Source organism: Succinimonas amylolytica DSM 2873 (assembly GCF_000378405.1).
GTDB lineage: Bacteria > Pseudomonadota > Gammaproteobacteria > Enterobacterales > Succinivibrionaceae > Succinimonas > Succinimonas amylolytica.
In genome coordinates, this window is sequence record NZ_KB899636.1 from 331,475 (window position 1) to 356,821 (window position 25,347).

Below are 25,347 nucleotides of genomic sequence, written 5' to 3' on the forward strand. Positions count from 1 at the left end.
TTTTTACGCAAAAAAGTTCTTCTTCTTGAAGTTTTTTTTAAAGAATTTGTTGAAAACGTTATCATGAACAACATATCATGAAAAAACTTGACCACCTTCAAAACAAAATTCTAATTAATTTTCAGCTAACTGGATTATTCATGAAACAAAGCACCAATAAACTCATCAGAGCTAAAAACCCTTAGATCATCAATTTTTTCTCCTATACCGATATATCGTACCGGAATACCAAACTGATCCGCAATGTTAAAAATAACTCCGCCTTTTGCCGTACCATCTAGTTTTGTTAAATTAAGACCTGTCACAGGAGCTACTTCTTTAAAAAGTCTCACCTGATTCACGGCGTTCTGCCCAGTTCCTGCATCAATGGTGAGCATTACCTCGTGAGGCGCCTCCGGATCAATTTTCTTAACAACCCGAATAATTTTACTTAATTCCTCCATCAGATTAGATTTATTCTGCAAACGCCCTGCAGTATCCGCTATAAGGACATCATATCCTCTGCTCTTCGCCGAATTCAACGCATCAAAAATTACAGAAGCACTGTCAGCACCGGTGTCCTGGGAAATCACAGGAACATTATTCCTAATCCCCCATTCTTTCAACTGTTCAACAGCCGCTGCTCGAAAGGTATCACCGGCCGCCAGCATAACCTTATGTCCCTGTTTCTGAAGAATTTTTGTCATTTTTCCTATGGTTGTAGTCTTTCCTACTCCATTGACACCAACCATCAAAATAACAAATGGCTTTCTCGATGTGTCAACTTTGAAAGGTACAGCTACAGGATCTAGAATCGCATGCATTTCCTGCATGAGTTTTTTCATCAGGATTTCCCCATTCTTCAAGTCTCTCAACCCAGAATCTTTTGTCAGACGATCCAAAAGCTTCCTAGTGGTGTCCATGCCTACATCTGCGGATATAAGAAGTGTCTCCAGTTCCTCAAACAGGTCATCATCGATTTTACGGCCCTTAAACAGGGCAACCAACCCTAGTCCGAAATTATCCCGAGTTCTTTTAAGGCCATTAATCAATCTCCTGAAAAAACCATCATCATTTTTTCTGACAGCATCTTTATCAGTTGCCTGATTTGTACTACCGATCTTATCTTCAGTCTTATCTTCAGTCTTATCTTCAGTCTTATCTTCGGTCTTATCTTCGGTCTTATCTTCAGCTATTATCTCCGCGGATAAATCAACATTTCCTCTTAACGAAGAATCCAAATCACCTTCAGATACTGTCTCATTTTGCAATTTCACGGCTTCATTATTATCTACAACAACTTTGTTTGAAACTGCATTAACAGTACTTTGCTCTGCAACAGCCGTTCCCTGGGACCAGACAAACTTTTTTCCTGTCGGTTTAACAGTCTGGGACTTTTCGGTGGCTGAAAACTGATTATTGCCAACGCTGTTATCAGCGCCCTTTACAACCTCATGGATCTCAGCTTTCTCCTCATCTTCTGAATGCACCACAACCCGGTTTCCGCTAAGCCACGAAAATAATCCCTTTTTTGACATGTAAAAGTCCGTCCTTTAGCTAAACAACAATCACTTCTGAACCATAAGCGACAAGCAACATACAAATACCGTTTCTACCCCACCTGATTAACCAGCTCTGCAATAACCGATCTGGTATCAGCATTTACTTCCTTTACTCTCACTGCAATAAACTGTCCCAGTTCAAAAACCTTCTTCTTATCAATGTAAAATCTCCCGGTCTGAGAATCACCGTCCACACGCAATCTGTCATCGCATATTACTGATGATGGTATAAAAGCAGAGGCTCCGTTTTCATAAATACGCACTCTGATCCCTCCACGAGAAATATCAAATATCTCCCCCTGGAATTCCGTCTTTTTGTCTATAAACTGACGCAAATACTCCACATAAAGCCAATCTTTAACGCCTCTTTCAGCCATTCTGTTTTGCTTCTTTGCCACATTCATTGAACTTAGCACATTTTCGTCCGGCACAACAGGATGAGCACTTTTCAGAATACAATACTTAATAAGACGGTGGTTAATCATATCCCCAAATTTTCTTATAGGGGAAGTCCAAGTGGCGTAATAGTCAAGCCCCATTCCAAAATGAGGGCCCGGAGTTAAAGACATTGAAGCATAGCTGTAGAACTTACGTAGACGTGCGTCAAGATAAACATTCTCCTCCGTATCAAGCCAGCGTTTAAGGGTACTGAAACCGTCCATTGTTAGAAGTTGTTCAGCTTCTTTGACTGGGGCTTCCGTATCTTTAAGAAGAGCCTCGATTTCCTTAATTTTCTCAGCATCAAAACCTGGATGAACATTGAAAATGGCTGTACCGCAGTTTTTGGCCAAAAAAGTTCCAGCACAAGCATTTGCTGCAATCATAGCCTCTTCTATAATCTTATTGGCAATTCTTCTGAATGAAGGCTTAATCTCCATCAGTGCGCCTTTCTCATCAAGAATAAAATCATAATCCGGACGATCCTTAAATACTGAAGCATGTGTGCTGCGAAATTCACACCTGATATTTTGAAAACCTTCAAGTAGCCGAAGAACTTCAGATATCTCAGAAGACGGCTTAAAATCTGTTTCCTTGCCTTCCAGATAATCAGAAACATCATCATATGCCAATTTTCCACGAGATCTGATGTCTGCCAGTTCAAAAGTAATGTCATCACCTAGGGAACCATCTGCATTAATCCGAAAAACACCTACCAGCGCATGGCGTATTTCATCATTCCACAAAGAACAAAGATTCTCGCTTAGCGTTCTGGGAAGCATGGGAATATCCCGTCCAGGCAGATATATGGAAAAAGAACGACGTGCCGCTTCTTCATTCAACGCATCATTTTCAGATATATATCCCGTCGGATCAGCTATAGCAACATACAACAGATACCCGGAATCATCTTTCTTAACATACACCGCATCATCCATATCTTTGGTCTTAGCGCTGTCAATTGTCACAAAAGGAATGTTTGTATAGTCTTTTCTCTTTATATCAGCGTCATGAAAAACATAGTCTATGGAATCCTCCGGAGCACTATTCGGTAAATCGGTCTCTTTGAGAACAACCCACCATGGAGCCTCAGGATCATTACCTGCAGTAATGTATTCGTTGATTTCAATAGTATGCTCACCATTTCTGGAATTCATAGCGTGTTCTGTAAGATTTGCAACAACCCAGTCCCCATCTTTGAGGATACGTCCAGTCACGTGATTCTTTGCTCTCATATAATTTTTAAAACTCGGACGATCCGGAATTACTGAAATTCGACCATTAGCCAAAGAAACCTTTCCAACAAAACGTGTGAGCGATGGTTCAATAAGCTCTACCGGGCATGCCTGAGAACGACCGGCAATTTCTGTAATTCTTGCCAGGATCTTATCCCCTGGCAAAAGCTTTTTCATATAGGGAGGTGCTATAAAGTAGCTTTCTCTAGTATCCACTTCGAGGAAGCCGAATGTCTTTTCTGTAGCTTTGACAAAACCTTCCTTCATATTCCCGTAAGCATAGTTTTTTATATTTTCCTTCTGCGAATTTGTAGTTATACGCTCTCTGCGTGTACACTCTCTAGTACCATCTTTTTTTCGGGATGCTTTATGTCCGGAACAGCAAGCACTGTTGTCTCCTTGAGCACTGTTATTTTCATCCTCCAACGGTGGCAATCCCGCTGCTTTTCTTGCCTCTTCACTCTGCTTCTTTAACTGTAGCAATACCGGATTATCAAACAGCATATGTATTTCCCTTAGTAAACCAGACAAATGTATGATTTTACCACATCAGCAACGGTTTATTTCTGATTATATTTTTTCTGTCTACGAAGCATTATCAGCTCTTTATTCAGAATGTCATTGTTTTTCAAATAACAGAATTGCATTAAATACAACTTTCCCAATTGATTGATCTATACATCAAAACGGCTCTAAACCTAGTACACACAACGTTTACTGTTTCTTAGTCTCACAAAACTACCATTCACACTTATCATCAAAATTATCATTTCTTCTTTATTATGAAAGAAGCGCCACGGCGGGACGAGCGAAGGCGACGGCCGTCAAGCCGCATTCGGAACGCTGCATTCCCTGGAATGGAGTAGCGGCCCGGATCTCTTCGGCAAGATCCGTTCCGGCCCCGTTAAGCTAGCTGGGTCATGCAGACGCTGGCACAGATCGCTTTGCCCTGATTGCTGGTTTCGCTCTTCACGCACAGGCCTTCAGTTACTTTAGCTCTGGAGATGGCGCGTTTAACCTGATCCATTCGGAATTTTGCCAGTGACTGATCGTTGGGGTTTTCGGCGTATTTGACCTTCCGCGTTATTATCACGTAGATGATCCTGACGATCTTGTGCGCTACTGCCACCTTGGCCTTATTATACCCTTTGCGTTCGCGAAGACGCTGGAACAGGTTTCCGAGGCCGGATCTGTTCTTCTTCTGGTTTGCGCATGCCTGCGCCATGGCCAGGACACACCTGCGGAAGTACTTGTTACCGTGCGTAATCCGCGATGAATAACTCACGCCTGCCGATATATTATTGCCCGGAGCAAGGCCGCTCCAGCTGCTGAACTTCTTGATGGAAGAAAAGCTGGAGAGATCATCGCCAACAATGCAGATGATACCAATCACAGACATATCCTCGGCTCCGGGGATTGTCGCAAGGAGCTCGTACTGATCCTTGTATGAATTGATAACCATGACTTTGATTATGTCGAAAATCTTCTTCATGTGCTCTTCGTAAATCTTCAGCTGCTGCGAACGCATTTGCAGAGTCATGCGAATTGCCGGAGTAATGTTGGATTCAATAGCTTCGCATATCTGATCCAAACCTGCGACAAGCTTCCTGCCGGGGCGCCGGCTCATGATATCCAAAATTTCCCTGATGCGTTTCTTCAGGGCGTCTCCGGTGTCTCCTGTCAGTATTGCATCTAAAATCATCTGGGCAGTTACACCCCGGCTGTTAGAAACAATATTCGCAAACTGGCATCCGTAGTCAGCAAGAGAATTCAGCAGGCTTCTGCGGTTATTCTCGTATTGATGCTTGATCTGCTGAAATGAGGCCCATAATGAACGCAGTTCCCGGATGTCCTTTTTGGGAATAAAGGAATTAGTGAAGCTCCCCATTCTGGCATGTCCGGCAAGGTTCCTGGCATCGCTCCTGTCAGTTTTGCGTCCCTTCAGAGGTTTCAGAATCCTCGGGTTTATGACAATTATGTGATCCCTCGGAAAACCGCTCTTCTCAAGTTCCGTGTAGAGAGTCTTCCAATAGATTCCCGTTGATTCCATGATGATAATGTCAGGATTTTTGCTGCTGCACCAGATCACTAAATTCCTGATGGCATTTAAGGAAGTGCCGGATTCCTTGAATTCTTCGGTGAAAGAACTGCTGCCGAATTCTCCTTTTTGGAAACAGGCTACCATCAAAGTGGAATGCACATCAATACCAATGGCCGAAGAATACATGGCATTGAATGCGGCAATTTGTGATGACCCGGTACTGACTTGCGGCCCGTTATGACTTATAATCATAATTGTAGTCCTCCGATTCAGTTTAGGTGGCTATGCGGAGATGGGCAAGTCTGCGAAAATGAGTTTATACTGAAAAGTATCGGAACAATTTCTGAAAGAAACTGTATCCGCAGCATTTTATTTTACAGAGTGTCGAGCCTCTAAGTATGTATGCGTCTACTCATTAACCCCAGTTTTTCATCAGTATTTTATAAATGCCAAAAAGAGAACAGGGTTTACAGACAAGTCCACCTCCGTCTTTGATCGTATCACTTTTCAAATTTCGTTACCGTGGATGGCCTCCAAGTTTCTCCTTTTACCCCCAAAAAGTATTGTGCTTCATCTCGAAAGCAGGAACATGCTCTATGGCCTTATGGGTTTTCAAGAAGGCAAACTTATGTACCGAACTCTGAAACTTACCACGGCCTGGCGCTTTCTTTCATGGGGTATGTCAGGGATTTAACGGCCAGCCCCTGGGTGATTGTTGTCTATATCCTCAGATTATGTAAAGAAAATGGATAAATATAGCACAATATAGTTATATGTGATAAATTGAGCTATACTTATTTTAAAGAGGTTTGTATGGCTATTCCTGCAGATATTCTGTCGATAGAAAGACCAAAAAATACTTTTGTTATCCGTACCAATAAAACTGAGCCTGCTCGTTATGCTGTAAGATCAAGAACAGGTTGTAAGTATGCTAATGGCAGGAGGTTGCCTCAAAACGGACCGGTTATTGGTCATATCGATACTGAAGCAAGAATTTTTGTTCCTCTTCAAACAGAGGCTGAATCGAATTCAGAAAAGTCTTCTCAAACTGACGTCAGAGTAAGTCAGTATGAAACTGTCGATTTAAAAGACTGGGCTAATGTAGTACTGGCTGATCGTCTTTTTAAACCTGTGCTTGAGGAACTGAAAAAATTTTATGAGATTCACGATGCTATCCAGATATATGTGATTTCATTACTGCGTGTATGCAATAAAGGAGTAAAGGATTACGAACTGCAGGAAGCCTACAGGACTTCCTTTGTTTCTGAACTGTATCCAAAAGTAGCGTTGTCGAAAAACACTGTTTCAGCATTGTTCAAAAATATGGGAAAAGCGTGCAGCAGAATAATTTTGTTTATGCAGGACAGGGTGAAGAATGTAAAAGCAAATCATCATCTGCTTATCGACGGAACATTGAAATCCAATGAATCAAGAATTAATTCTCTTTCTGATTATTCACGCAAGGCTTTGAAAAAAAGGACGAAAGATATATCAGTAATGTATGCTTTTGATTTGGAGCTGAAAGAGCCGATTTGTTCTAAATGCTATCCTGGAAACATGCTTGATCTGACGGCGTATGAAGACTTCATTACCGAGAATAACATAACACAGGGTATTATTATCGGCGACAAGGGATTTCCGTCATCCAGTGCAAAATCGGTTTTTAAGAACAATAAGAATTTGCATTTCATAAATCCTCTAAAGCGTGATGCGAAGATAATTAAAAAACTTTGTTTGTATGAATATTCCGGAACACTGTCTAATAATGAGTACATTCTTTACAAGAAGGATTATGATCAAAAAGATAGCAAGTGGCTGTATTCGTTTAAGGATTTGTCTCTTTCTGCAGCTGAAGAGAAAGATTATTTGCACAAAGTTCACAAGAACCATAATAATTTTTCATCCGAAAAGTATGAAGAGAAACGAAGGGAATTTGGCACAATAGTACTTGAAACTAATTTGGATCTTCCTGTTGAGACGGTTTTTAGTTCATACAACAGCAGATGGGAAATAGAATTAATCATGCGCTATTATAAGCATGCATGTGATTTTGATGAGACCAGTGTGCACAACGATTATTCGGTGATTAGTTCCGAATTCTGTGATTTTTTATCTTCTTTGCTGACATACAAATTAATCAATTATTTTGATAAATGTGGCCTGTTCAACAGCATGACTTACAAAAAAATTATGAAGCTTCTTGAGCAGGCAAAGAAAGTAGATTTACCCAAAAAAGGGTGGACTCTTAGAAAAATTTCTAAAAATTTGGAGGAGATGCTGGTAAAGCTAGAGCTGCTTCAGATTCAAAAATCGTCCGAAAGGAAAAGAGGGCGTCCAAAGAAAAACTCATAGTGACATTTGAAGAACATTGGGAGATTGATCTATACAATTGGGAAAGTTGTAATTAAAAATGACGGGAATATCCCGCCACTTCGAAACGTTTCATCAATTAAAACAGAGGATAAGTTACCGTTCAGTACTGTTGTTAGATATGCCACAATGTCTTAACAGCGCCTCCACTGAAGGTTTTCTGCCTCTGAAAGATTCAAAAATTTCCATAAAATCCCGGGAGCCACCTTCAGCTAAGACTGAATCCATAAACATTTTTCCCGTTTCTGGATTCAATATTCCCTCCTCTTCGAAACGAGAAAAGCAGTCACTGGATAGTACCTCTGCCCAGAGATAACTGTAGTATCCTGCACTGTAACCTCCGGAAAAAATATGACTGAAGCTATTTTCAAAACGATTAAAGGAAACTGCTGGCACAACAGCAATATCTCTCCTAATTTCGTTTAAAAGCGAGTGGATATCAGTATTCTGGTCATAATCGCGATAGAGACGGAAATCAAACGATGCAAATTCAAGCTGTCTCAGCATCCCCATGGCAGATTGAAAATTTTTGGCCTCTATCATCTTGCAAAGAAGATCAGCAGGCAGTATTTCGCCTGTTTCAATATGCCCTGAAATCATGGCTAGTACCTCAGAATTCCAAGTAAAGTTTTCCATGAACTGACTCGGAGTCTCCACGGCATCCCATGGCACGTTGTTTATACCCGCCAAGGATTCAATATCCACTGTCGTCAAAAGGTGCTGTAAAGCATGCCCAAACTCATGAAACAGTGTTTCAACCTCATAATGATTCAGCAAGGCCGGTTTATCACCAATGGGAGGCATAAAATTTGTCACGATGTATGCCACCGGCAATGTTACAGATCCTGACCTGTCAACCTTTCTGTCAGTACAGCTATCCATCCAGGCCCCCCCCTGCTTTTTATCTCTGGAATAGGGATCTAGGTAAAAACTTCCTCTCTTTTTTCCGTCGCTATCATAAATATCGTAAAAGGAAACATCTTTATGCCAGACATCCACATCAATACTTTGTTTTATGGATAATCCGAAAATTTCATTAACCAGACGGAATAACCCCTGAAGGACCTGGGGAAGCGGGAAATATGGTCTGATGACTTCATCATTTATAGAATATTTTGCTTCCTTAAGTTTTTCACTGTAAAACAAGATATCCCAAGGTTCAAGTTTCTCAGAAAAACCCTCCGATTTTGCAAAATCTTCCAGTTCTCGCATCTCCAGACCTCCCTGAGCATGACTTTTTACTACAAGAGTTTCCAAAAAGCTCATAACCTCGTCAGTAGAAGATGCCATTTTCAAAACAAGAGACCTTTCGGCATAATTTTTAAAACCGAGCATCTGAGCCATCTCCTTTTTGATGGAAAGTTCTTCTCTCATATTTTCATCATTATTGAACTTTCCATGATCCGGACCGAGTGCCGACGCTCTGGTCACATACGCTTCATAACATTTAAAACGCAGTTCTCTGGATTCCGCATATTTCATCACTGGAAGGTATGAAGGAAACTGAAGGGTAATTACATAACCTGAAAGCCCCCTTCCAGAGGCTTCCTGCCGAGCCAGTTCCTGCGCAGAATCAGGAAGTCCTCTCAATTCATCTTTGTTCTCTGTATGGAAATACCAGCTGTTTGTAGCATCAAGAACATTATTGGCATAAGCAGATGTAACATTTGACAGTCTAGATTTCAGTTCGTTAAAGCGCTTCTTCTCTGCGTCGCGGAGAGCAATCCCACTGAGTTCAAAAGATTTAATGAAAAAATCCAGAGCTCTTTTGGAAAACGGAGGCAGGACGGTGTTGTCATAAATGTTCTTATAGCATTGATAAAGACCTTCATGCTGACCTTCCCACGAAGAATATTCTGACAGTTCAGGCAACATGGCATCATGCTGACAACGCAGTTCATCGGAAGAAATAACATTGTTGAGATGGGACACAATCCCCCAGACCTTACCAAGTTCTCCGGAAGCCTGTTCTACCGGTTCAACGACATTATCCCATGTGGGATTGTCTGAATGCTCTGCAACAACACGTTCTACTGTTTCCCGGCATTTGCTTATACAATATCGTACAGCCTCAGCTACATGCTCTGGTCTTATTTTTGAAAATGCCGGAAGATTCGTTTTTGATAATAGCGGATTATTTTCAATCATTATATTTATCTCCTTGCAGATCTGTTTTTAAAAGCAGGATTATAACAATCGTCCCACCCTATAAAAAGACCAAATCAGCTGATCATATTAGTAAGTTTGTGGATTAAATGTATAATGGAGGCTCTGAACGAGCGGAGACATGACGATGCGACACCTTTTAAAAATTCAAAAAATTTTTCTCATCGCGGCAATTCTTTCAGCTTTCGGGATCGGGATTAAACTTTTTTTCATTCCTTTTGAAGGCTATGACATCAAAATCACCGAAACTTTTATGATCCTCTGGGTAGTATTTTCCATGCTCCAGATTTCTGTTCCTCCTCAGAAAAGTCATATCACAGCAAAATGTTTCGGCTACAGTAGCATGGTGTTTTCAGCTCTGGCCGGATTTTCCGCAATCTGCAGTGTCTGGGAATTCAAGTCTGATATCTCGGGGTTGCTATTTGAAAATCTTCTGAACTTATCCGTGGGATCCTGTCTGATAAAACTGGCTCTCAGTACTTCTAAAGTCCTTTACACTGTTTTCGGGGATTTACTCAGATTCCTAGCAATCACAGCGACCTTGGTCATGACAACCAGCCTGTGCATTTTTATAAACCTGACCGAAATTCCGGAGATACTTGTCAGAATAACAGCAATCTCCACCTTTTTTGCAACCGGATGCAATCTGATGCTCTTTAAGACGTTTGTAACCGAATACGGCAATCTCAGAAAGAAGGATCAGCTAGTCCTAATAAAAACGAATCAAAAAGGCGTTTATATTGACTTATTTGGCAACATCATGCACGTCTCCGGAATATCTTCATCTCCTGACTATTCTGAAAACACTCCGGAAATCGTAAAGAGGTAAAACGAGCATGTATGACGAAAATACTCTTTTTGACAGGATTGAAAGATTAAGAGCTCTGCTTAAAGAAAACGAACTTGATGCTCTCATAGTAAATAGGGAAGACGAACACCTTTCAGAGTACATTCCCCCGGAATGCGAACGTCTAGCTTATATTACCGGCTTTACTGGATCTGCAGGAACAGCTGTAATACTGACCAATTCCGATATCATCAAAAATCAGGAAAATAAAATGTGGCTTACCGATTCCTCGGGAAAGGAACAGCCTATCAGAAATTCATGTGCTTTATTCGTGGACGGACGTTATGTTCTTCAGGCACAGGAACAAACCCCAAATACTCTCTATGACACCTTCCACTACCAGAAAATAACTATGGGTAACTGGCTGAAGGCAATTCTGAAGAATAACAAAAGAATCGGAATAGATCCCCGATGCATCAGCTGGAAAGCCAAAAACTCTCTGCAGAAAGAACTTGATTTTTCCAAAATCACCCTTATACCAACGGAATCTAACCTGATAGACCGCATTTGGCCTGAAAAAGCTGAAAACAAACCTGAACAAGCTTACATATACGAGGATAAATTCAACGGCTGTCCTAGCGTGGAAAAGCGGCATCTCATTGCCGAGGAACTGAAAAAGCGTCATCTCGATGCCACCATTATTTCCAAAAGCGAATCTGTTAACTGGCTCCTTAATGTTCGGGGGCACGATGTACCTTGTCTCCCTGTCGTAAACAGCTTTATTGCCGTATATAACTGTGAACATGTTGAATGGTACGTATCTCCACAGAAAATTCGCTCCCAGAACATGTCGGATTTTCAACATCATTTCGGGAATATCGATTACTACTCCGAAGATGAGCTGATTAAGCTTACCGAGAGATTAGGAAAGGATCATGCCTCTGTTTACATCGATCCGGATTCAACAAATTCATGGCTTATTGAGCTCCTGCAAAGCAAGGGTTGCAAGCTAACTTTCGGTCCTGACTTTTGCGACATGCCAAAAGCCAAAAAGAATCCAACAGAAGTTCAGGGTATGAAAAGAAGTCATCTCCGCGATGCTATTGCAATGTGTCGTTTTCTTGCATGGCTGGATCACCTTACTGCTCCTCTGATTACGGAAAACTCTGACGATCAGCCCCACAGTGCCGGATGGAATCTTGCCAGAACCTTTGATGAGGCCAAAATTTCAGACCAGCTATTTAAATTCCGAAAAGAGCAAAAAGCTTTTTTGGAAAACAGTTTTGACACAATTTCTGCACTCGGTCCAAACGCTTCCATAGTCCATTACAATCATATAAATCTGGGACATCCACGATCACTAGGACAGGATCCAATGTACCTGGTTGACAGTGGCGGGCACTATGTTGACGGAACTACAGATATCACAAGAACTATTCTTGTAGGTTCCGGACTCACAGATGAAATGCAAGAAAGATTTACTCTGGTTCTCAAGGGGCTTATAGCTCTCCACAGCATCCACTTTCCAAAAGGAACCTATGGAATATCTCTTGACGTCCTGGCACGTGCCCCTCTATGGCAAAACGGACTAAACTATGACCATGGAACTGGTCACGGGGTAGGTCAGTGTCTTAATGTTCATGAAGGCCCCCAGTCTTTCTCTCAGCATGGAAAACCAGTTCCTATGGAACCCGGAATGATAACATCAATTGAGCCTGGTTTTTATAAAAATGGTGAGTACGGTATCAGATGTGAAAATCTTTCTGTGGTAGAAACTGTCCGTATTGGAGAAAATCAGACGGAAATGCTTACCCTTACTCCAATTACTTTCGTTCCTTTCGATATAAGACTGATAAAGAAAGATCTCCTCACTGAAGAAGAAAAACTGTGGATAAACAACTACCACATGCAGGTCAGAGAAATTGTTAAGGAACATCTGTCTGACTTTGAAATTAGCTGGCTTCTTAAAGCTACAGCTGCAATTTAGTCCGGAGAAGCATTATGGGAATCGGATACATCATAAAAAGAGCTTATTACAAAAAAAACGCTGAATCCGCCAGATTAAAAATTGATTCACTGCCAAAAATTGCCGTTGATTCTGACAGCTACTCTATTCTTGAAGATCCTAAATTATTTAAGCAACGCATTCTGGAACTTATTAAATCAGCCAAAAAACGAATCTGCATGACAGCTTTGTACTTCCAAAACGACGAAGCGGGGCGGGAAATAATGGACGCTCTTTACAAAGCAAAAACCAGCAATCCTGAATTAGAAATCTATGTATACGTTGATTTTCACAGAGCCCAGCGCGGTCTGATTGGGAAAGGCCTGCAGGAAGGCAACAATGTCTGGTATCAAACAATGGCTTCCACACACAACCTTCAGCCAATAATCTATGGAGTCCCTGTTAAAAAACGTGAACTCTTCGGGGTTCTTCATCTTAAAGGTTTTGTATTTGACGATACTGTGCTTTACAGCGGAGCCAGTATCAACAATGTTTATTTGGGAGAAAACGGCAAATACCGCATCGATCGTTATCACGAAATCAAATCTAAAGCTCTTGCTGATTCCCTGTGCATGTACTGCAACAAAGTGTTTAATCATTCCCAGGCAATCTTTAATCTCAATAAAAGCAACATCCCTTCGGCTAATGAACTTTCTGTCGAAATAAAATCGCAGAAAAACATACTGCGGCACGAGGAATACCCTATTTCCGATGAACCAATAAACAAAAATCAAATAGGAATTACACCTCTTGTAGGTCTCGGTAGGCGAAACAACCGCCTTAATCACACCATCCTGTATCTTTTAGAATCCGCTACATCAGAAATAACCATATACACTCCATACTTCAATCTCCCAAGTCCTATCAGAAAGCGCATTAATTTCTGTCTTAAAAAGGGAGTACTTGTAACCATTGTCTGCGGCGATAAAGTGGCCAATGATTTTTACATTCATGACCTGAATAATTTTAACAAGGTCGGAGCAATTCCATATCTTTACGAAATAAATCTCAGAAAGTTCATTTCTGCCAATCAGTCGTTTATAGATTCCGGAAAACTGAAAATTCACTTGTGGAAAGACGGCGACAATACTTATCACGTCAAAGGGATGACTGTGGACGGGAAATATGCACTGCTTACTGGAAACAATCTGAATCCCAGAGCCTGGGGACTTGATCTTGAAAACGGGCTTCTGATAAATGACTCATCAGGACTTCTTGTGCCGAAATTTATTCATGAAAAAGATTTTCTCCTGAAACATACCACTCTTCTCCGTAACAAGTACGATATTGAGGATATTATCAGTTATCCAGAACCCGTGAGAAAGATTATTTACAAGGTTAGTAAATTCGGTGCTCAGTGGCTGATAAAAAGGCTTCTTTAGTTTGATTGAATCTTTTTTGCAGGCACTTCATAAAACAGTTATCGCTATATAACAATGAACAGCATAATATCTCAAGAACCAGTCAATAGCGTTTCCGGTATTGGCCCCCGGGCGGTTTCTGCGTTAAAAAGACTCGGAATTACAACAATATGGGATTTAATTTTGCACTTCCCGACAGGATATCAAGATCGCAGTCAAATAACTCCGATTGCAGAACTGAGTAGAGAAGGGGAATATGCCGTAATAAGAGGAACAATTTCCCGCACCGCTATAAATGGCACCGGGAAAAATTCCATATTCAACATTTTTTTGTCAGATTCTACCGGAACCCTAAGAATATCCATTTTTCACTTCAAACCTTATCAGCTACAGCAAATAACTCAGGAACAGGAAATCTGTGTTTACGGAAAGATTTCCTTCTTTAACGGCCAACCTCAAATGACTAATCCTGAATTCTTCAATTCTCATGAGAATCAGCATTCATTTACTCCGGTATACGGTCTTACTCATGGCATTAAAATGACAGCCATGAGAAAGTACATTGATTCGGCTCTTGCAATGCTGAACAGTGATAACTTGGCAGAACTGATTCCAGAAAACCTGATAACTGAGCATTCCGGATATACTCTCAGACAATGTTTTCAGAAAATTCATCATCCTGACATTTCAGAATCCCTGCTTAAGTTAGCTGAATTCAGGAGCATTTTCTGTAAAAGAATAATCCTTGAAGAACTTACAGCTCACCAGCTGAGCCTTATAAAGCTCAGAGAAATGAACAACAGAAATAACGGCTTGGCTATTTCTCCGATTCCGAAGCTCATGAATAAGTTTGTTAAATCACTACCATTCAAACCCACCGGGGCACAGCTTCGTGTAACGGACGAAATTATTCATGATCTCGGACAGAACATCCCCATGAACAGGCTGGTACAGGGAGACGTAGGTGCCGGTAAAACATTGGTGGCAGCAATGGCAGCTCTGACTGTCGTCGGCAATGGCTACCAGGCTGCTATAATGGCCCCTACTGAAATTCTTGCCGAACAACATGCTGAAAAAATATCCAAAATGTTCGAATCATTGAACATTAAAACCGCAACACTGCTAGGCAAATACAAAGCTGCCCAAAAAAAGACACAGCTAAAACTGATAGAAAGCGGAGAAGCCGGAATAATTATCGGAACACATGCCATATTTCAAGATGCCGTCCATTACGCAAATCTAAAACTTATCGTCATAGACGAACAACACCGTTTTGGCGTCGATCAGCGACTAAAACTCCGCAGCAAGGCAGAAAAGGATGGCATAACCCCCCACGTCCTGGCAATGACAGCGACCCCCATTCCCAGAACACTAGCTCAAACGATGTATGCTGACATGAAGGTGTCAGTCTTAGATGAATTACCTCCAGGCAGAACCCCGATAAAAACATTTATGCTTTCAACGGAACATAAAAACAAATTACTTCCAAGAATAATGGAAAACTGCCAGAAACACTTACAGGTTTATTGGGTGTGTTGTCTTGTAAACGAATCAGATACTCTTGAGGAATGTCAGGACACTGAAAACGCCAGAGATTATCTTCAAACAAACCTTCCTGACCTAAAAATCGACATTGTACACGGTCAGATGAAGGCTGCAGAAAAAGAAGCAGCCATGATTAAATTCAAGAAAGGAGAAACCGATATTCTGGTTGCCACATCAGTAATTGAGGTCGGAGTTGATGTGCCGAACGCTTTTTTAATTGTCATCGAAAATGCCGAACGCTACGGTCTTGCGCAGCTTCATCAGCTGAGAGGGCGTGTTGGTCGAGGTAAAATCGAATCATACTGTTGTCTGCTTTGTTCTGACAGTATAAGTCCTGCCGGTATTGAAAGAATGGAGGTGCTTAAGGAAAGTTCTGATGGTTTCTATATTGCAGAAAAGGATTTGGAAATCAGAGGTCCCGGAGATCTAATGGGAACCAGACAAACCGGAGAAATGATTTTTAAAGCAGCGAATCTTTTCAGAGATCAGGATCTTCTCGAACAGGCCGCAACTATCGCTTCTAGTATTCATAGTAACTATCCCGAACATGAAACTGATTTGCTGAAACGCTGGTATCCTGACGGGGAAACAGCTAGTCAAGCCTGATTTTATTAAAAAGTTATTTATGCGCTCACAATAAACAACATCTCTGATATACGAATATTGCGCACTGGTGCACAATATGCATCCAATAGAGGACTGAGATTTATAGGAGAGTTTGTTTATGAAAAACATGCTTAATCTGAGACAGTCTGTAACTCAGACACTGGCAATGACTCCTCAGTTGCAACAGGCCATCCGATTGCTTCAGCTTTCTCAGCAGGAACTGGAAATTGAAATTCAGGAAAACCTGGACAAAAACCCTCTTTTGGAAACCGATGATTCCAACGAAACTGCCACCACTTCTCTGGATGCCCTTACCGAGCAGCATAGCGAACAGGAAAGCCGTGAGGATGATTTTAATTCGTTCAGTACAGACAAGCCGGTAACGAGCGATGATGTTCCGTACAGCACAATGACAGAATTAAGCGCGAACAAACAGCTGGAGGGCAGCGGAGATTTTTACGAAAATGATGAAATTCCTGATTTTCAAACAGGAATTACTGCTTCCGAAAAATCAGAAATGACGAGTTCTGGTCAGGAATTACTCGCCAATTCAGATACTGATAATCACGAATTTGACACCTGGAATGAAAATTATACAGCTAACATTTCTTCAGGAAAAAGTTTTGAAGGCGGAGATGATGTTTATCAAGGAGAAACGTCATACGGACTAAAAGAACATCTACTTTGGCAGCTTAATCTCACAAAAGGAACCCCAAAAGAACAATTTATCGGAGAGGTGATAATTGACGGTCTTAAAGAATCTGGTTATCTCTCCGAATCAAACGAGGATTTACTTATAGCAGTTCAAAAACAATATCCCGATGCCACCACCGAAGACATTGACCGTATGCTCCGCGTAGTTCAGCATTTCGATCCAGTGGGGGTAGCCGGACGAACCCTGGAAGAAACCCTGCTAACACAACTGGATGAGTATGATCAGAATAATCCCGTTGTTGCTTTGGCACAACAGATTATTAAAGAGCATATAAATCTTCTCGCCACTAACGATATAAATGGCCTACAGAAAAAAACAAAAGTCAGAAATGAGAAATTCCTGCTAGAAACTGTCAATCTCATCAAGAATCTTGAACCTTATCCTGGAAGAACAATAGATCGTGAATCTAGAGAATACATTGTTCCTGATGTGGCTATTGTCCGCAAAAACGGGAAATGGGTTGCCGAACTAAATCCAGCAGCCGTACCAAAACTGAAAATAAATGAAACCTACAGTGCCATGATTAAAACTGTTAAGTCTCCTGAGGACAGCAAATATCTTAAATCCCATCTTCAGGAAGCAAACTGGTTTATCCAAAGTCTCAACAAAAGAAATGATACACTGCTGAAAGTAGCAACATGCATCGCAAATGAACAGCAGGATTTTTTTGAAAAAGGGCCGCAGGCAATGAAACCTCTGGTGTTGAATGATGTGGCATCACAAATCGGAATACATGAATCAACAGTATCCAGAGTAACTACAGAAAAATACATGTACACCCCCCAAGGCACTTTTGAGCTTAAGTACTTTTTCTCCAGTTCCGTTAACACCGAAAACGGTGGTACATTTTCATCAACAGCAATAAGGGCAAAAATAAAAAAGCTTATAGACGAGGAAGATACCACTCACCCTCTAAGTGACAGTCAGTTATCCGACATCCTGAAAACTGAAGGCATTGTAGTAGCCAGGCGCACTATAGCGAAATACAGAGAATCCCTTAACATTGAATCTTCTACCATGAGAAAAAGATTTCTCTAATAATCCCCCATTCGCCAAATCTTTATGACTTAAGTTTATTTAAAAGTTCTTATACTTTCGAGTTCTGGAGAATTCTGTGCTTTCGTAAAACTATTCCTTTCGTGTATACACCGTATACTCAGGGTACTAAAAATCAGGCAGTGACGATAAAAGCGTTAATCACATTATTTGTGAAAAAGAACAAAAAGGCCGCTTTTTCACAGGATTTTCTTTTGTTCTTTACAACAATTGTTCTTTTTTTAACCAATTATGCTACAAAATCATGGATGGTATCACCATTTGCCGTTATAAAGCTGGATTTTTAATAATAAAGACTCATAAAATGTATCTATAACTATGGCAAGGGCTGTAGCTAAAGCTTTGAATCTCGCTTTTAGATTCACAAGACTGAGGAGTTTCTATGCAGATAAATATAACCGGTCATAATGTTGAGGTTACCGAAGCACTGCGTAACTATGTTACTGACAAGATGGATCATTTGAAACGTCTTGAAGAGTATGTTAAGTCTGTTAACGTTATCCTTTCCATTGAAAACCTCGTGCAGAAAGCAGAGGCTAGAATCGCTGTGAAAGGAGATGATCTGTTTGCAGAAGCTGGTTCTGAAACTATGTATGCTGCCGTTGATGCGCTTGTGGATAAGCTTGAACGTCAGTTGGTCAAGCACAAAGAGAAGTTAACCAAATAAGCTTTTTGCAATGTTTGATCTCTCATCAATTCTCAAAAAAAACGGGGTTATGAGCCCCGTTCTTTGTTACAGCCGAAAAAAAATTTTCGAAATCATCGCTTCTCACGGAGCTTCTCTTACCGGGCTTCACCATACCGAAATAATTGCAGGTTTAAACAGTCGTGAGAAAATCGGGACAACCTATATTCAGAACGGTTTTGCCTTCCCTCACATGATAATCCCTGACAAGGCAACAGAATCGGCATTATTTTTGGTTCTCGAAACCCCAATAGCGTATGGACAAATGGAAGACATCAAAGCAGATATTATCTTGGCCTTGTTTCTTCATCAGCAAACAGTTGATAACCATGCAGACGAAATTGAGCAAACATCCCTCATTCTGTCTGACATTACAATAACAAAAACCATACGATCTTTGCGTAATATCCCCAACCAGATTTATCTTCTGATTATCAACGCATGCTCAAATAATCAGGAATAACACTGATGATACCTAGCCATTAAATTTCCAGCTGTTTCTCCGCTTCATGTTCCTCCTCTCTACTCAAAACATCCACCTTATCCCTGACTGCTTTTTCCGCCCCTTTGGCTGCCGCAACAGCAGACGCTTTATCTGCAGACTGTGTAATCTCTCCATAAGCCTTTATAGATGCCGCTATTTCAGCCCCCATCAAAACTACAAACCAGTTAATATAAACCCAAATCATTAGTATCGGTACTGCTGCCACAGCACCATAGACGCTGGCATAGTTGGAAAAATTAACTATATAGTACGTGAATAGCCTTTTTACAATCTCCTGAGCCAGAGCGGCAAGGAACGCTCCGGTAACCGCATGAAAAAACTTCACATCTGTATTCGGCACAGCCATAAAAACCAACGTAAAAATAGCACATGCCAGAAACATCGGTATCATACTCACCAGAAATGTACTAATATTTACCAGAAATCCTGTTCCTTCAATAAACATTCTCGCAGTGATATATGATGATATTGCCAAAGATATCCCCAAAAGAAGAGGACCTAAAGTAAGAACTGTCCAATATACTGAAAATGTCAGGACCTTTGATCTGTTCTTAGCTGAAGTATGCCATATGGTATTCATCGTTAAATCTACACGTCTGAAAAGCATCAGTGAAATTAATACCAATGAAAAAAGACCAATAATTGTCGTATTGCTGGCATGATCTACAAAAGAATTGATATGCTCATTTACCACATCTCCCATTTGAGGCATAAGATGCTGCATGATGTACGACATCATTCTTTCCTTAAGATCGGTAAAACTTGGAAACATTGAAAAAATGCTCAAAAGCACAGCCAGCACAGGAACCAAAGACATGATTGTTGTAAATGACAGCGAAGAAGCCAATACCCCTACATCGTCATCTATCATTCTGTTTTTTAAAAAACGGAGATAGATAGTATGATTAATTATCCAGTTTTTGGTAGTATCCAAAAATGACTTAAATTTGGTTATCACTTTGAGATCCCTTCCTGTTAAAGAACATTTCTTCAAAAATTTTTTATTCTTCGAGTAATACCCTGGTAATTATAAGACAGAAATATCCCTGTCATCACAGCAAAAAATTGCGGACATCGCTATATCTCGCGTTTTTTAGTATTCCAATAAAAAAACATCAGCCTCAAATGAGACTGATGCTTGATATTCATTAATTTGTTTATCTGCTTTGAATTAGTTATCTGATTCTTTTAATGCATTTTCTGCTCTAAATGCTCTTATACGATCCATCTCTGTTAAAAGCTTCTTCCTAATTCGAACACTTGTCGGTGTTACTTCAACAAGTTCATCATTATTGATGAATTCAAGTGCCTGTTCCAAGGTAAACCTTATAGGAGGAACCAGAACAATTGCTTCATCAGTTCCGGAAGCACGAACATTTGTAAGCTTCTTAGCTCTAAGGCAATTAACAACCAGATCATTTTCTCTGCTGTGAATACCGACAATCTGACCTTCATACACTTCCTGAGCATGAGAAATAAACATCTTTCCACGTTCCTGAAGATACCAAATCGCATAACCAAGGGCCTTTCCTGTGGCATTTGATATCATAACACCGTTTTTCCTTTGGCCGATAGTACCGCCACGCCATTCTCCATAGCTGTTGAAAGAATGATACATTAAACCGGTACCGGAGGACATTGTCATGAATTCATTTTGGAACCCAATAAGACCTCTGGCAGGAATGATATAATCTAAACGAACACGCCCCTTCCCATCGGGTACCATATTCTTAAGATCTGCTTTTCTTGCTCCAAGTTCTTCCATGACCGCACCCTGATTCTGCTCCTCGATATCTACGGTCAGATCTTCCATCGGCTCCATTTTTACGCCATTAATTTCCTTGATAATAACTTCCGGTCTCGAAACAGCAAGCTCATATCCCTCACGACGCATATTCTCTATCAAAACAGACAGATGAAGCTCCCCTCTCCCTGATACCTTAAACTTGTCAGGATCTTTCGTTTCCTCAACACGCAAAGCTACATTGTGAACCAGTTCCGTTTCAAGCCTCTCCTTAATATTACGAGAGGTAATGAACTTTCCTTCACGGCCAGCAAACGGAGATGTATTAACCTGGAAAGTCATACTGACCGTAGGTTCGTCAACAGACAAAGGCGGTAGAGCCTCACAATTACCCTGGTTGCATACAGTATCTGAAATCTTTACTTCGCCAAGTCCAGTAAGAGCGACAATATCTCCGGCATAAGCCTCCGCAACCTCCTGTCTTTTTAACCCCATGTATCCGTATACCAAACCGACTCTTCCATTTCTGGTGTTTCCATTTGGATCTATGATTGTTATAGACTGATTTGGTTTTACAGAGCCACGCTTTATCCTGCCAACACCGATAACTCCGACATACGAGTTATAATCAAGCTGAGAAATTTGCATCTGGAAAGGACCTTCCGGATCTGCATCCGGAGAAGGAACTCTATCCACTATGGTCTGGAACAGTGCATCCATATTGTCAGATGGGGTATTTAGATCTAGTGTCGCAAAGCCGTTCAAAGCCGAAGCATATACAATCGGAAAATCCAGCTGTTCATCTGTTGCCCCAAGATTGTCAAACAAATCGAAAACTTGATCCACTACCCAGTCAGGCCTAGCGCCAGGTCTGTCAATCTTGTTAATAACAACAATCGGCTTAAGCCCCTGCTTGAAAGCCTTCTGTGTCACAAATCTGGTTTGAGGCATTGGTCCGTCTACGGCATCTACCAAAAGCAGTACCGAATCAACCATGCTCATTACACGTTCAACCTCACCACCGAAATCAGCGTGCCCCGGAGTATCAACAATATTGATTCTGTAATCATTCCAATGAATAGCTGTATTTTTAGCAAGAATTGTTATTCCACGCTCCTTTTCGATAGCATTGGAATCCATAACTCTTTCCTGCCCTGCCATCGAACGATCAAGAGTTCCAGACTGTCGTAACAACTGGTCAACAAGCGTTGTTTTACCGTGATCAACATGTGCAATAATGGCAATGTTTCGAAGATTTTCTAACATAGATGCCTCTGGTTATGTGGAAAAAAAATAATAGGGTATTTTACTATCTTACATGTGATCTGCATAGCAAAAATCTTAATTTTCATCAATCATTTCCATTTTTACAATGTACTACCACCCAAGAGACAATTAATAGCAATGAAAATAATCTGAAAAAGCGTACATGACATAGGACATCATAAATTATGCTAGAATTACAATCGCTAGTGTTTTGCTGAAAAATTAAATTTCTGACAACGCCTGGCCTTACCTATAAATTTCCTCGGAGACTATTCCAAATGGCAGTTCTCGATGCTTTAAATTTTATTCAGGACAATAAAGTTAAGTTCATTGACCTTCGTTTCACAGATACCAAGGGCAAGGAACATCACATTTCTATCCCAGCAAATGACGTGGATGAAGATTTTTTTAACAATGGCAAAATGTTTGACGGTTCATCTATGTCCGGATGGAAGGGCATCAACGAATCTGACATGATACTTATGCCAGATCCGGAAACTATCAAGCTTGATCCTTTCTATGAATATCCTACTGTTCAGATACGTTGCGATATTCTGGAACCTACAACAATGCAGGGCTATGACAGAGACCCTCGTTCTATCGCCAAAAGAGCTGAAGCATATCTGAAATCATCAGGAATCGCTGATTACGCAATTTTCGGCCCGGAACCCGAATTTTTCCTCTTTGACGACATTCGTTTCGGTTGTGAAATGAAGGGAAGCATGGTGGAAATCGATGACATCGAAGCTACTTGGAATTCTGTAACTGAATACGAAAATGGCAACAAGGGGCACAGACCAACTGTAAAGGGAGGCTACTTCCCGGTTCCTCCAGTCGATTCTTCTCAGGATATACGCTCCCAGATGTGCCTTATTCTCGAAGAAATGGGGCTGGTGGTAGAAGCCCATCATCACGAAGTAGGAAACTGTGGCCAGAATGAAATTGCCACACGATTCAACACGCTTACCAAAAAAGCCGATGAAGTGATGATTGAAAAATATGTAGTGTGGAATGTCGCTGATATAAATGGAAAAACGGCAACTTTCATGCCTAAACCAGTAGTGGGTGATAATGGATCAGGTATGCATGTTCATCAGTCTCTGGGTATTTACAAAGATGGTAAACCACATAATCTATTCGCGGGTGATCTTTATGGAAACCTGTCAGAAATGGCCTTATGGTACATTGGTGGTATAAAGAAACATGCCAAAGCTCTGAATGCTTTTACTAATCCTTCAACCAACTCATACAAACGGCTGGTTCCCGGTTTTGAAGCTCCCGTAATGCTAGCATACTCCGCCATGAACAGGTCAGCCTCTATAAGAATTCCTGCATGTTCCAATCCCAAAGGAATTCGAATCGAAGTAAGATTCCCTGATTGCATGGCAAATCCATATCTAGCTTTCGCCGCGATGCTTATGGCGGGTATTGATGGTATTAAAAATCGCATTGATCCAGGTGAAGCGATGGACAAAAATCTGTACGATCTTCCGCCTGAGGAAGAAGCTCAGATTCCTCAGGTATGCGGATCCCTCCAGGAAGCTTTGGATTCTCTCAAGTCTGATCATTCCTTCCTGACCGAAGGCGGAGTATTCACCGAGGATTACATCAATGCATACATCGCGTTAAAACAGCAGGAAGTGGACAAGGTCAGAATGACCCCTCATCCAGCAGAGTTTGAACTATACTATTCGCTGTAAGATAAAAGCAGACCAAACACAAAAACGGATTAAATCCCTTCTTTTGGATTATCAGAAGGGATTTTTATTAACTATTAATTACCAGAATATCCTGACAGAAGCCCATCAAGAATATATTTCTGAGAAAGCTTCTGATTGCAGATAGAATGCCTAGAAGCATTCACAATCCCCCACAAAGCATCAAGACTTTCTGAAAACACATCATTTACAATAACGTAATCATACTCCCTGTAATGACTAATCTCCCTTTGAGCCTTGGCCATTCTCTTACTAATTACCTCATCGGAATCCTGAGCACGAGAAACCAGTCTTCTCTTAAGCTCCTCTAGGCTCGGCGGCAATATGAATATGCTTTTTACATCAGGTTCAATCTTTCTTATCTGCTGGGCCCCTTGCCAGTCGATATCAAGAAAAACGTCTCGACCGGAGTTTACAGCTTCCTGAACCAATTCTCTGGAAGTACCATAATACTTGTCAAATACATGAGCCCATTCATAGAAGGCATTTCTTTCAATAAGCTTTTTAAAATCAGACTCAGAAACAAAATGATAATCTGCTCCGTCTCGTTCACCCGGTCTCATAGGCCTTGTTGTATGAGAGATTGACAAATATAACGAACCATCTTGATTGTGTTCTTCAAATAAAGCCCTGATAAGGCTTGATTTACCAGCGCCACTGGGAGATGAAATAATAAAAATCGTACCCTTCATCCGTTTATCCCTCTATTGATACAGTTATTTAGCAATATATTCATTCCTGCTTATATCTGTTCCATGCCTCATCGTCAAAAACAGTCTCCCCTTCTTTCATGTCAGATTGTTCGGCATCGTATTCCAACCCTTCCTGTTCACTTTGAGAATAACCATGGAATGTTTCATAAAAATCGGAAAGAATCTGTCTAACCTCGTCAACCCCTGTTCGATTCAAAGAAGAAAAAGGAACAATTTTGTATGATGAACCAAATTCAACCATACTCTTTTTTACATTCAATAAAGCAGACTTCAGTTCATTAAGCTTAAGCTTGTCAGCCTTTGTCAGGAGAATAAGAACCTCTATATTTGAGAGCGACGCCCATGTCATTATCTGACGATCCAAATCCTTCAAAGGATGTCTGATATCCATTATCAGTACCAAGGCTCTTAAAGACTTTCTCTTTTGAAGGTACTCAGTTAAAGATTTCTGCCACTTGTTTTTCACTGCCAATGGAACTTGGGCAAAACCGTATCCTGGCAAATCAACAATACGACAATCTTCCTTTACTTCAAAAAGATTGATGAGCTGTGTTCGCCCAGGAGTTTTGCTGGTTTTTGCGAGATTTTTAATATTGGTAATGGCATTCAACGCCGAAGATTTCCCGGCATTCGATCTTCCAATAAAAGCCACCTCAATTCCTGAATCCGGAGGTAACTTTCCTATATGAGGAGCACTTGTTATAAACCGAGTATTGTTAAAATTGAGCATTTGGTCAGCACCGGCATAAAAAAAACTTCATTAATTTTAACATGTAATACACTTTCAGAAATGACTGATACAAATCCTCGATGGCAAAAAAAGACAGACAAGAGAAGAAACTAAGATTTC

Annotated in this window: 17 protein-coding genes; 9 read left to right on the forward strand and 8 right to left on the reverse strand. The window is 40.8% G+C overall.

Annotated features, from left to right (window positions below; all coding sequences use genetic code 11):
* Positions 1-134: 134 nt before the first annotated feature.
* The 3 genes from ftsY to F557_RS0101560 all read right to left on the reverse strand — a co-directional run bounded on the left by ftsY (position 135) and on the right by F557_RS0101560 (position 5,507).
* Positions 135-1,517 carry a signal recognition particle-docking protein FtsY gene (gene ftsY, locus F557_RS0101550; RefSeq protein ID WP_019000509.1) on the reverse strand — a complete coding sequence of 461 codons (1,383 nt, stop codon included), beginning with the start codon at positions 1,515-1,517 and terminating at the stop codon, positions 135-137.
* A 74-nt stretch (positions 1,518-1,591) separates the two neighbouring features.
* Entirely contained in the window at positions 1,592-3,718 is a 2,127-nt protein-coding gene (locus F557_RS0101555; protein ID WP_019000510.1) for an exoribonuclease II, read from the reverse strand.
* A 400-nt stretch (positions 3,719-4,118) separates the two neighbouring features.
* On the reverse strand, positions 4,119-5,507 hold the full coding sequence (locus F557_RS0101560) for an IS110 family RNA-guided transposase (RefSeq protein WP_157617718.1): 1,389 nt from the start codon (positions 5,505-5,507) through the stop codon (positions 4,119-4,121).
* 561 nt (positions 5,508-6,068) lie between these two features.
* Between F557_RS0101560 and F557_RS0101565 the strand changes: the two genes are divergently transcribed.
* Positions 6,069-7,607, forward strand: coding sequence for a transposase (locus tag F557_RS0101565; RefSeq protein ID WP_019000512.1), 1,539 nt, complete (start codon positions 6,069-6,071; stop codon positions 7,605-7,607).
* 114 nt (positions 7,608-7,721) lie between these two features.
* Here F557_RS0101565 and F557_RS0101570 read toward each other — a convergent pair whose 3' ends face one another.
* Positions 7,722-9,773, reverse strand: coding sequence for a M3 family metallopeptidase (locus F557_RS0101570; RefSeq protein WP_019000513.1), 2,052 nt, complete (start codon positions 9,771-9,773; stop codon positions 7,722-7,724).
* A gap of 145 nt (positions 9,774-9,918) precedes the next feature.
* Here F557_RS0101570 and F557_RS0101575 point away from each other — a divergent pair, with 145 nt between their 5' ends.
* The 7 genes from F557_RS0101575 (at position 9,919) to F557_RS0101610 (ending at position 19,014) form a co-directional block, all read left to right on the forward strand.
* The gene (locus F557_RS0101575; protein WP_019000514.1) at positions 9,919-10,620 is read left to right on the forward strand and encodes a hypothetical protein; all 702 of its coding nucleotides are present in this window, start codon (positions 9,919-9,921) and stop codon (positions 10,618-10,620) included.
* Positions 10,621-10,627: 7 nt separating this feature from the next.
* Positions 10,628-12,565: an aminopeptidase P family protein gene (locus F557_RS0101580; RefSeq protein ID WP_019000515.1), complete on the forward strand. Its 1,938-nt coding sequence runs from the start codon at positions 10,628-10,630 to the stop codon at positions 12,563-12,565.
* Positions 12,566-12,579: 14 nt separating this feature from the next.
* A complete protein-coding gene (pssA, locus tag F557_RS0101585) occupies positions 12,580-13,965 on the forward strand; it encodes a CDP-diacylglycerol--serine O-phosphatidyltransferase (RefSeq protein ID WP_019000516.1) in 1,386 nt (461 codons plus the stop codon).
* Between the two features lie 54 nt (positions 13,966-14,019).
* Positions 14,020-16,095 carry an ATP-dependent DNA helicase RecG gene (gene recG / locus F557_RS0101590; RefSeq protein WP_019000517.1) on the forward strand — a complete coding sequence of 692 codons (2,076 nt, stop codon included), beginning with the start codon at positions 14,020-14,022 and terminating at the stop codon, positions 16,093-16,095.
* A gap of 118 nt (positions 16,096-16,213) precedes the next feature.
* Entirely contained in the window at positions 16,214-17,848 is a 1,635-nt protein-coding gene (locus F557_RS0101595; RefSeq protein ID WP_019000518.1) for an RNA polymerase factor sigma-54, read from the forward strand.
* Positions 17,849-18,248: 400 nt separating this feature from the next.
* Positions 18,249-18,533 (forward strand): ribosome hibernation-promoting factor, HPF/YfiA family, encoded by a 285-nt coding sequence (gene hpf, locus F557_RS0101605; protein ID WP_019000520.1) that lies wholly within the window; start codon positions 18,249-18,251, stop codon positions 18,531-18,533.
* Between the two features lie 10 nt (positions 18,534-18,543).
* Positions 18,544-19,014 (forward strand): PTS sugar transporter subunit IIA, encoded by a 471-nt coding sequence (locus F557_RS0101610; RefSeq protein WP_019000521.1) that lies wholly within the window; start codon positions 18,544-18,546, stop codon positions 19,012-19,014.
* 19 nt (positions 19,015-19,033) lie between these two features.
* On the opposite strand, the gene F557_RS18375 is transcribed toward F557_RS0101610, so the two are convergent.
* Positions 19,034-20,014 carry a YihY family inner membrane protein gene (locus tag F557_RS18375; RefSeq protein WP_157617719.1) on the reverse strand — a complete coding sequence of 327 codons (981 nt, stop codon included), beginning with the start codon at positions 20,012-20,014 and terminating at the stop codon, positions 19,034-19,036.
* Positions 20,015-20,227: 213 nt separating this feature from the next.
* Positions 20,228-22,066 carry a translational GTPase TypA gene (gene typA / locus F557_RS0101625; protein ID WP_019000524.1) on the reverse strand — a complete coding sequence of 613 codons (1,839 nt, stop codon included), beginning with the start codon at positions 22,064-22,066 and terminating at the stop codon, positions 20,228-20,230.
* Between the two features lie 278 nt (positions 22,067-22,344).
* Here typA and glnA point away from each other — a divergent pair, with 278 nt between their 5' ends.
* Positions 22,345-23,766: a glutamate--ammonia ligase gene (gene glnA, locus F557_RS0101630; RefSeq protein WP_019000525.1), complete on the forward strand. Its 1,422-nt coding sequence runs from the start codon at positions 22,345-22,347 to the stop codon at positions 23,764-23,766.
* Positions 23,767-23,840: 74 nt separating this feature from the next.
* Here the strand turns inward: glnA and gmk are convergent, their stop codons facing one another.
* A complete protein-coding gene (gmk, locus tag F557_RS0101635) occupies positions 23,841-24,476 on the reverse strand; it encodes a guanylate kinase (RefSeq protein WP_026297683.1) in 636 nt (211 codons plus the stop codon).
* Between the two features lie 40 nt (positions 24,477-24,516).
* Entirely contained in the window at positions 24,517-25,227 is a 711-nt protein-coding gene (gene yihA / locus F557_RS0101640; RefSeq protein ID WP_019000527.1) for a ribosome biogenesis GTP-binding protein YihA/YsxC, read from the reverse strand.
* Positions 25,228-25,347 lie beyond the last annotated feature (120 nt).